This window comes from Geomonas sp., assembly GCF_035254065.1.
GTDB lineage: Bacteria > Desulfobacterota > Desulfuromonadia > Geobacterales > Geobacteraceae > Geomonas.
In genome coordinates this window covers 21,884-31,269 of the sequence record NZ_DATFBA010000028.1, presented here as the reverse complement: position 1 = coordinate 31,269, position 9,386 = coordinate 21,884, and the positions used below count along the sequence as shown (strand labels likewise).

At 62.7% G+C, this 9,386-nt stretch carries 8 protein-coding genes; all 8 read right to left on the bottom strand.

Translation table 11 applies throughout. The features are described 5' to 3' along the window. Nucleotides 1-339, bottom strand: a 339-nt coding sequence (locus tag VJ604_RS01685) for an LpxL/LpxP family acyltransferase (protein ID WP_518517898.1), incomplete at its 3' end; no start/stop codon positions are given. A 295-nt stretch (nucleotides 340-634) separates the two neighbouring features. Beyond that, complete coding sequence (msbA, locus tag VJ604_RS01680; RefSeq protein ID WP_324079648.1) at nucleotides 635-2,377, bottom strand: lipid A export permease/ATP-binding protein MsbA; 1,743 nt, start codon at nucleotides 2,375-2,377, stop codon at nucleotides 635-637. Then, complete coding sequence (gene lpxB, locus VJ604_RS01675) at nucleotides 2,378-3,493, bottom strand: lipid-A-disaccharide synthase (protein ID WP_324079649.1); 1,116 nt, start codon at nucleotides 3,491-3,493, stop codon at nucleotides 2,378-2,380. It abuts the gene before it with no gap. A gap of 171 nt (nucleotides 3,494-3,664) precedes the next feature. Continuing rightward, a complete protein-coding gene (lpxA, locus tag VJ604_RS01670; protein WP_324079647.1) occupies nucleotides 3,665-4,450 on the bottom strand; it encodes an acyl-ACP--UDP-N-acetylglucosamine O-acyltransferase in 786 nt (261 codons plus the stop codon). Nucleotides 4,451-4,473: 23 nt separating this feature from the next. Beyond that, a complete protein-coding gene (gene fabZ, locus VJ604_RS01665; RefSeq protein ID WP_324079646.1) occupies nucleotides 4,474-4,908 on the bottom strand; it encodes a 3-hydroxyacyl-ACP dehydratase FabZ in 435 nt (144 codons plus the stop codon). Nucleotides 4,909-5,043: 135 nt separating this feature from the next. Beyond that, nucleotides 5,044-6,090, bottom strand: a complete 1,047-nt coding sequence (gene lpxD / locus VJ604_RS01660; RefSeq protein ID WP_324079645.1) for a UDP-3-O-(3-hydroxymyristoyl)glucosamine N-acyltransferase — start codon at nucleotides 6,088-6,090, stop codon at nucleotides 5,044-5,046. Nucleotides 6,091-6,240: 150 nt separating this feature from the next. Then, complete coding sequence (locus VJ604_RS01655) at nucleotides 6,241-6,756, bottom strand: OmpH/Skp family outer membrane protein (protein WP_324079644.1); 516 nt, start codon at nucleotides 6,754-6,756, stop codon at nucleotides 6,241-6,243. A 69-nt stretch (nucleotides 6,757-6,825) separates the two neighbouring features. Next, nucleotides 6,826-9,342, bottom strand: a complete 2,517-nt coding sequence (gene bamA / locus VJ604_RS01650; protein WP_324079643.1) for an outer membrane protein assembly factor BamA — start codon at nucleotides 9,340-9,342, stop codon at nucleotides 6,826-6,828. Between the last annotated feature and the right edge of the window lie 44 nt (nucleotides 9,343-9,386).

The window sequence follows — 9,386 nt, the reverse complement described above, 5'->3', positions numbered from 1 at the left end:
GGCGGTGATGAAGGCGACCCCCTTCCCCTTGGCCATGGCGTCGTGGTAGTGCTCGATGCCGCGGAACTCGACGGCGTCGATCATCCGCTGGCCGCGTCCGTGGTAGAGCTTGCAGGCCTCGACCACGCAGCGGCCGAGATTTTCGAAGGTTTCCAGGGCGATGGAATAGGCCGAGCGCGGCTGCCAGCCAGGCTGCTTCTCTAAGAAGGGGAGGCTATCGGCGATGTTGTCGATGGCGACCTGCCGCCGGTCCTTCAGGAGATGGAAAAAAAGCTTCCCCAACGTGGCCCCCGTCCAAAGGCCCAGCCTCCCGGGAAGGATGGCGAGGACGAAGGACAAGGACAGGAAAAGCGCTGTCTCCAAGTTCCAACGGATCTTTTTCGGCAAGTGGTACTCCCAACGAGAAAACTGACCTGACCACCAGGGGATTTTGAAGAGGTCACGGAGGAAAGGCAGAAAAACGTGCGACTAGCGATGACCTTCGGCGGAGCGCCCCTCCTCCAGGAGAAGGAGACCCCATCCTCACCCCGACCCTCTCCTTGAAGGAGAGGGAGAAGTTGGCAGAGGGAAGGTGGTGGCAAATAAAAACGCTCCGGTAGGTTAAACCGAAAGGCTCGATCAAGTAAACCGAAATCTAGCTTTTGAACTGCATGCCGTGCAGACGGCTGTAGATCCCCTCGTTCTCCAGAAGCGCCTGATGGCTGCCAACCTCGGCGACGGTCCCCTTCTCGATCACCACGATGCGGTCGGCATGGGTGATGGTGGAGAGCCGGTGGGCGATCACCAGGGTGGTGCGGTTCTTCATCAGGTTGTTGAGGGCGTTTTGCACCATGATCTCGCTCTCGGTGTCCAGCGCGCTGGTCGCCTCGTCCAGGAGCAGGATGGGGGCGTTCTTCAGGATGGCGCGGGCGATGCAGATGCGCTGCCGCTGGCCGCCGGAGAGCCTGACCCCGCGGTCGCCGATGTTGGTCTCATACCCTTCCGGCAGTTCCAGCACGAAGTCGTGCGCGTAGGCTGCGCGCGCGGCGGCCTCCACCTCGGCGTCGGTCGCGTAGGTGCTGCCGTAGCGGATGTTGTTGGCGATGGTGTCGTTGAAGAGGATGGTCTCCTGGTCGACCAGGGCCACCTGGTCCAAGAGGCTCTTCAGGGTCCGCTTGCGGATGTCCACCCCGTCGATCAGGACGGCACCGTCGTTGGGATCGTAGAAGCGGGTGATCAAGGAGACCAGGGTGGTCTTGCCGCCGCCGGAGGGTCCCACCAGGGCGATCACCTCGCCGCGGGACGCCTTGAGGCTGACGTTCTGCAGCACGTAGTCGTCCTCGTACCGGAAGGAGACGTTCCTGAACTCGATCTCACCGTTGGCCCGCCCGAGGTCCTGGGCGTCCGGGGCATCCACGATCTCCGGCTTCTCGTCGATGATCTCAAAGACCCGGTCGGCGGCGCCGATGGCGCGCTGCATGGTGTTGTAGGAGCCGATCAGCCTCTTGATCGGGTTGGAGAAGAGCGCCATGGCGGTGATGAAGGAGAAGAACTCGGAGGCGCTCTTCTGCCCGTGCATGACGCTGGAGCCCCCCACCCAGACCACGGCGGCGATGCCGAAGGAGGTGACGAACTCCATGATGGGGGTGGAGAGGCCGTTGTACTTGATGTTCTTCCTGGCCAACAGGTAGTAGTCCTTGTTGGCGCGCTTGAAGCGCTCCACCTCGCGGTCCTCCAGGCCGAAGGCCTTGATCACCTTGATGCCGGAGAAGGTCTCCTGCAGCACGGAGGCGATCACCCCGATCTTCTCCTGGCCGACCTTGGCCAGCGTCTTGATCCGCTTGCCGATCTTCTGGGCGGGGAGCACGGTGAGCGGGATGACCACGATGGAGATGAGGGCGAGCTTCCAGTCGCGGTAGAAGAGCACGCACAGAAGCGAGACCGAGGAGATGACGTCACGGAACAGGCCGTTGATGACCTGGGCGACCCCGTCCTGCATCATCCCCACGTCGGTGAGCACCCGCGACATCAGGGAGCCGGCGCCGTGGCGGTGGAAGAAGCCGAGGCTTAAGTGCATCTGGCGGTCGTAGACCTCGTTACGCACATCCTGCACCGCGAGTTGGCCCGCCGTGCAGATGAAGTAGTCGTTGGTATAGCGGCAGAGGCCACGCAGCATGAACATCAAGACGATGCCGAACGGCAGCAGGTAGAAGATCCTCATGTCCTGCCCGGAGAATATCTTCTTCAGCACCGGCTCCACCAGGTACGCGATGGCGCCGTCCATCCCCCCCACTCCCAAAGAGCCCACTGCGGCAAGCGCGATGCGCCAGGCGTAGGGGCGGCTGTAACCGAGGAGTCTGAAAAAAACCTTCCTTCCTTGTTGCTGCACTCGTTGCATTTACATCATCTCCATGGCGAGTCGGGCCACCCGGCCCAGGGCTCCGCCGCTTCCCAGCTTGACCCTGATCCCGGCCAGCTCTTCTTTCATGCCGGCCGCATAGCCCGGTTCGTTAAGTATGTCGTCTATCTCGTCGGCGATCGCCATCGGCTCCGCCTCGTGCTGGATCAGTTCCTTGACCACCCTTTTATCGGCCACGATGTTGCAGATGCCGATGTGGGGGACGTTGATGACCCGCTTGCCGATCTCGTAGGAGAGCGGCGATACCTTGTAGATAAGCACGCTGGGGACCCCCACCAGCGCGAGTTCCATGATGACCGTGCCGGAGACCGCGATGGCCGCGTCGCAGCCGGTCATCAGGTCGTGGTTTCGGCCAGAGATCACCGAGATCTGCAGCGAGTTCCCCTGCAGGTAGGGGGCGAGGTCCTCCGGACGCAGCGAGGAGGCAAGCGGCAGCACGAACTGCAGGTCCGGCATCCGCTCGGTCAGCAGGGCCGCCGATTCCAGCACCACCGGCAGCATCCGCTTGATCACCGATTTGCGGCTGCCGGGGAAGAGCCCCACCGTCCGCCGGGAGGGATCGAGCCCCAGCGACTTGAGCGCCTCGTCGCGGGAGAGTTCCGGGCGCACCATGTCCACCAGCGGGTGCCCCACGAAGCTGACCGGGATGCCGGCCTTCTCGTAGAAGGGGACCTCGAAGGGGAAGAGCACCGCCATCCTGTCCACCACCTTGCCGATGCCGACCACCCTGCCGCTGCGCCAGGCCCAGACCGTCGGGCTGATGAAGTAGAGGACCTTGACCCCCGCCTTTTTGGCTACCTTGGCGAGCCGCAGGTTGAAGTCGGGGTAGTCGATCAGGATCAACAGGTCGGGGGGATCGCTCTGCAGCCGCTTCTTGAGGACGGTGAACCCCTTGGCGATGGTGGGGAGGTGCCCCACCACCTCGAAGAGCCCCATGACCGCCATCACGTTGGCGTCCCACAGCGTCTCCACCCCGGCGGCGCGCATCAGGTCGCCCCCCATGCCGGTAAAGCGGGTATCCGGCGCGAGCGCCCGGATCTCCTTGGCGATGTTGGCGCCGTACATCTCGCCCGAGGCCTCGCCGGCCACGATCATCACTGTCTTTCTTTCGGACAAGGTAACTCCGGGTTCGTTAAGGAAAACCTAAAGCCGTATTCGATAAAAGCAGTCGAGGCTAAGGCCGCCAGGAAAGTTACTCCCGGGCGAATCTTAGCCTCAGCTGGTGTAAGACGGAAGCGTTCTGTAGGCGCTTTCCCGGCGCCTTCCCTACCGCTCGGCCTTGCAGATGCCGCGCTTGGCGTTCTCGATGAAGGTGATGAACTGCTGCACCGCGGGGGTCTGGGGGACCTCGGTCTTCATCTTGTCGAGCGACTCGGAGAGCTTCAGCCCCGAGAAGGCCAGGATGCGGTAGGCCTTCTTGAGGGCGGAGACCTCCTCTTCGGGGAAGCCGCGCCGCTTGAGGCCGATCAGGTTGAGCCCCCTGAGCTTCTGCTCCCTCCCCTCGCCGGTCAGGATGGTGAAGGGGGGGATGTCCTGCCCGACCAGCGAGCCGCCGCCGATCATGACGCTCTCGCCCACGGTGACGAACTGGTGGATGGCGCACAGCCCACCCAGGATGGCGTAGTCCTGCACGGTCACGTGCCCGGCCAGGGTAGCCGAGTTCGCCATCACCACGTTGGAGCCGATGTGGCAGTCGTGAGCGACGTGCGAGTAGGCCATGAAGAGGTTGTTGTTGCCCACGGTGGTCTCGCCGTCCCCGGTCACCGTCCCCAGGTGCAGGGTGGCGAACTCGCGGATGGTGTTGCCGTTGCCGATCCTCAGGTAGGTCTCCTCACCCTTGTACTTGAGGTCCTGGGGGATGGCGCCGACCGAAGCCATGTGGAAGATGTTGTTGTTCTCGCCGATCTCGGTCCACCCTTCGATGACCGCGTGGGGGCCGATCTTGGTCCCCTTGCCGATCTTGACGTGGGGCCCGATCACTGCGAAGGGCCCGATCTCGACGTCTTCGGCGATCTGGGCGCCGGGGTAAACGACTGCGCTGCTGTGGATCATATTATTCTCCGTAGGCCTCCCGGCTATTTGGCAGCCAGGGTCGCCTTAAGTTCCGCTTCGGTCACCAGGACATCACCGACGTACGCCTTGCAGCCGATGCTCCAGACGCCGCGTTTGTGGAAGATGGTCTCCCCTTCGATGCGGAGGGTGTCGCCCGGCTTGACCGGCTTGCGGAAGCGGGCGTTGTCGATGGCCATGAAGTAGCTCACCTTCTCGGTAGCCCCCTCCCCTTCGGCGAGGTAGGCCATGATGGCGACCGACTGTGCCATCGCCTCGATGATCAGCACCCCCGGCATGACCGGGTGCCCCGGGAAGTGCCCCTGGAAGAAGGGTTCGTTCATGGTTACGTTCTTGATGGCCACGATCCGCTTCCCCACCTCCAGGTCGAGCACCTTGTCGACCAAGAGGAACGGGTAGCGGTGCGGCAGGATCTCCATGATTTGAACTATGTCAAGCAAAGCCGCCTCCTATGAAATCATAAATATCGCGTGGAGCCAAAGCGTCCCGCGGTGTCAACTTAAACCGAATCAGCGGTGACCTCCCGCTACGACGTCCCCCCCTTGATAAAGGGGGACTTTCAACATCCAGCGGGCCTACTCCTCGCTCTCCCCGCCCTTCAGCTGCTTCTCCAGCTCGGCCACCCGCTTCTCCAGCGCGCTCAGGGTCCTCCTGAAATCGGGGAGCTTCGGGACCAGTCCGGAGACCTTCAGCCATTCGCGGTGCGGGATCGCCGGGCTGCCGCTCACTACCTGGTTGGCTGCCACGCTGTTGGGGACGCCGGACTGCGCGCCGATCATCACGTTGTCGCCGATCTTGATGTGCCCGGCCAGGCCGACCTGACCGCCCATGATAACATGGTTGCCCACCTGGGTGCTACCGGAGATGCCGACCTGGGAGACGATCATGCAGTCCTCGCCGATCACGCAGTTGTGGGCGATCTGCACCAGGTTGTCGATCTTGGTGCCGCGGCTGATCTTGGTCACCTCCAGCGCCGCCCGGTCGATGACGCAGTTGGAGCCGATCTCCACGTCGTCCTCGATCACCACGACGCCGATCTGGGGGATCTTGTACCAGGACCTGCCGTCCGGCGCGTAGCCGAAGCCGTCCGAGCCGATCACGGTGCCGTCGTGGATGGTCACCCGGCTGCCGATCCGGCAGCGCTCGCGGACGCTCACGTTGGCGTGCAAGGTGACGTCGTCCCCCAGTACCACTCCCGGATGGAGCACCACGCCGGGGTAGAGGGTGACCCGGTCGCCGACCACCACGCCGGGAGCCACGCAGGCGCCCGGGTAGATGGTGACGTCGGCGCCGATCTTGGCACCGTCCGCCACGAAGGCGCCGGGGAGGACCCCGAGGGGGGCGGCGGGCGCCGTGTAGAAGAGGGTCAAGAGCTTCGCGAAGGCGAGGTACGGGTTGGCGTGGAAAATCGCGTTATGCCCGTGCGGGTTCGCCCCCTGCGGGAGCAGCACCGCCGAGGCCTTGGTGGTCGCCACCTTGGCCGCGTACTTGGGGTTGGCCAGGAAGGTGAGTTGTCCCTCGCCCGCGTCGTCCAGGGTACCCAGGCCGCCGATGACCACATTGCCATCGCCGCCCACCGTGCCACCGAGATAATCGGCAATTTCCTGCAGCGTTTTCTTCATATTCCCCTCTTGAAGCCACTACTTGCGTCCATGCTTCGACAGGCTCAGCACAAACGGATTCTTAACATCTCCCCCCAAACCCGCTCGTCCTGAGCCTGTCGAAGGACATCTCCAACTTTCGATTTGGGAGGTGAGAAGCTGGAACGCTTGCTATTTCTTGCGGGAAGCGTTGAAGGACTTGAGCACCTCTTCGGTCACGTCGGCGGCCGGGTCGAGGTAGATCATGGTCTCGTTCTTCACGAAGATGGCAGTGAAGCCGTGCTGGCGCCCGTAGGCCTGGGACACCTTCACGATCTCGTCGACGATGCGGCCGGTGAACTCGTCGTTCTTGGCCTGCAGGTCCTCCTGGGCATCCTTGAGGAAGCGCTGGTAATCCTTGAGCTTCTGCTGGTAGTCGCGCTCCTTGCCGCTTCTGGCGGAGTCGTTCAACATCGAGCCCTGGCTCTCCAACTCGCCCTTGAGCTTTTTCAGCTCGCTTTCCTTGCTGTTCTTCTCAGCCTCGTATTTGGCGGCCTTCTGACCCAACTGCTCCTTGGCATCCTTGCCCGCGTCGGACATCAGCAGGACCTTCTGGATGTCGACCGAGCCGATCTTGGCGCCGTCGGCGGCCAGGGCGGAGAGGGGGAGTGCCAGCACCAGGATTAAACCGATGAGGAAACGTTTCATGTCGTGCTCCTTGCCGTAAGGCTTGTGTATTTGAAATTGGTGCCGGGCCCTAAGACTGGCACCTGCCTGTTAGAACATGGTCCCGATGGAGAACTCGAACCGGCCGCTCGCGCTGTCGATGTTCGGGCGCGGGTTGATCGGGATGCCGTACTCGAGCCTGAGCGGCCCGATCGGCGACAACCAGCGGATGCCGGCGCCGTAGCTGCCCAAAAGGCCTTGGAACGTGTTGCTGAAGCCGTTCTGGGCGTTGCCGCCGTCCAGGAAGATGACCCCCTTCAGTCCGGCCTCCTTGATGAGCGGGAAGGTGTACTCCAGGTTGGCCACCGCCTCGACCGTGCCTCCCAGGTAGACAGGCTTTAGATTGCTGTTCCCGATGCCCAAGGCGTCAGAGCTGGTCGCCAGGGTCTGCGTGACGGTACAGACCGTCCTGGGGGAATAGCCGCGCAGGGTGCCGATCCCGCCGAGGTAGAACTTCTCGTCGATCTGGATGTCCTTACCAAGGGACTGGAGGTACCCGAAAGTTCCGCGTATCGATGCCACCGTGCCGAGGCCGACCGGGTAGAAGAAGGTGTGCTCGGTTACGTAGCGCAGGAACCGGTTGCTCCCCCCGATGCCCGCGAACTCGATGGAAGCCGTGTTGATCCAACCCGAGGTGGGGTCGGGGTGGTAGTCCGTGGTGTTGTTGGTCAGGCTCGCCTGGATGGCACTGGTGACTGAGCTTCCCTCGGGGGCCACCGCCGCGCCGGAATGGATGGCGTCCAGGAACGAGGTGGAAAGGTCGTAGATCTCCTTATGCTCCAACTTGTAAAGCCAGAAGGTGCTCAAGGTGTCGCTTAGCGGATAGCCTGCCTTGATGTCGCCGCCGGTGGCCCGCCTGGTGTAGTCGACGTACTGCCGCTCGTTGCGATAGACGTCGCCGCCGAAGGTCCAGTGGGAATCCAGGAAGTACGGATCGGTCATCCCAAGGTTGTAGGTCTTGGACTTGGCACCGATGGCGACCGAGGCGGTGGCCTTGAGCCCCAACCCCAGGAAGTTCGCCTGCGAGATCGAGCCCTGGCCGATGACGCCGTCCAGCGAGCTGTAACCGGCGCCGATACTGAAGGTGCCGGTCGGCTTCTCCTTGACGTCCACGTTCAGGTCGACCACCTCGGTACTGCTCCCCTTGGCGGTGACCAGGTTGGCCTCCTCGAAGAAGCCGGTGTTCATCAGGCTCTGCTTGCTCTTCTTGATGGCGGTGGAGCTGTACAGATCCCCCTCGGCGAGCCTCAGTTCGCGACGCACCACCTTGTCGCGAGTCTTGGGATTGCCGGTGATGTTGATCCGGTCGATATGAACGAGGGTCCCCTTCTCCATGTCGAAGGTTATGTCCACCGTGCGCGTTTCCGGGTGCACGTTGGTGAGCGGAGAGGCGTTGGCGAAGGCATACCCCTTGTCAGCGTAGAAGTCGGTCAGCGTGTAGACGTCCGTGCGCAGGTCGGCGCGGCTGAAAATCTGCCCCGTCTTTTCCTTCAGCTTTTTGGTCAGCACGTCGGCCGGTTCCAGGAGCTCACCTTTGAAAGCGATGGTGCCCAGCCGGTACTGCTCGCCCTCGGTGATCCCGATGGTGACCCTGAGCCCGCTCTTGTCGGGGAGCAGCTCCAGTTTGGGCTCGCCCACCTTGACGTTGATGTAGCCGTTGTTGAGGTAGAGATCGGCAATCAGGGCGGTATCGTTTTTCAGCACCTCTTCCTTGTAGGTGCCTGCCCCGGTGAGCCAGGAAAGCCACCACTGCTCGCCGGTTTCCATGTTCTTCTTCAGCTTTTTGTCCGGGAAGGCGCGGTTGCCGTCGAAGCTGATCGTCTTGATCAGGATCTTGTTCCCTTCCTTGACACTGATGATGACGTTGATCTCGGTGTCCGAGCGCTGGCTGATCCTTCCTTCCACCTCGGCGAGGTAGTAGCCGTCGTCCATGTAGAGCTTCTTCACCTTCTTGATGCTCTTTTGCAGCTCTTTGTTGGAGAAGATGGTGTTAGGCTTGACCTCCATGGTTTCACGGATCTTGTCCGGCTTGATCTCCTTCGCACCTTCCACCTTGATCTCGCGGACGATGGGACGCTCCTGCACCACATACTCGAGGGCGACCCCGGCGGCCACCTGCTCGGTGCGGGCCTGCACGTCGCGGAAGTAACCGAGCTTGTAGATGGCGCGGATGTCGGCGTCCACCTTCTCGCGGTCCAGCATTTCGCCCGCTTTGACCTTCACCGCCTGCATGATGGCGGCGGTTTCGATGCGGTGGTTCCCCTTCACGACGACCGAGGTGACCTTCTCTTCGGCGACAGGAGCAGCGGCCTTCTCGGCCGGAGCGGGAGCAGCCGGAGTAGCAGCCGGAGTAGCAGCCGGAGCAGCAGCCGGAGCAGCAGCCGGAGCAGTTGCCGGGGTGGCAGCCGGGGCAGTCGTCGGAGTGGAAGCTGGAGCAGCGGCTGTGGTGTCCGGAGCGGCTTTATCCGCTGCGGCCTTGTCTGAAGCGACCTTATCGGCGGCGACCTTGTCGACTACAGGCTTCTCGGCCTCGGCGAACGCGGTCACCGAACAGGTCAATACCTGCACGGCGATCGTGGCTGAAATAAATGTACGCTGCAAAGCCCCCCCAG

What these genes read in the sequence shown, in the direction of transcription:
- msbA (WP_324079648.1), bottom strand. Translation starts at nt 2,377, where the DNA reads ATGCAACGAGTGCAGCAACAAGGAAGGAAGGTTTTTTTCAGACTCCTC.
- lpxB (WP_324079649.1), bottom strand. Translation starts at nt 3,493, where the DNA reads ATGATCGTGGCCGGCGAGGCCTCGGGCGAGATGTACGGCGCCAACATC.
- lpxA (WP_324079647.1), bottom strand. Translation starts at nt 4,450, where the DNA reads ATGATCCACAGCAGCGCAGTCGTTTACCCCGGCGCCCAGATCGCCGAA.
- lpxD (WP_324079645.1), bottom strand. Translation starts at nt 6,090, where the DNA reads ATGAAGAAAACGCTGCAGGAAATTGCCGATTATCTCGGTGGCACGGTG.
- VJ604_RS01655 (WP_324079644.1), bottom strand. Translation starts at nt 6,756, where the DNA reads ATGAAACGTTTCCTCATCGGTTTAATCCTGGTGCTGGCACTCCCCCTC.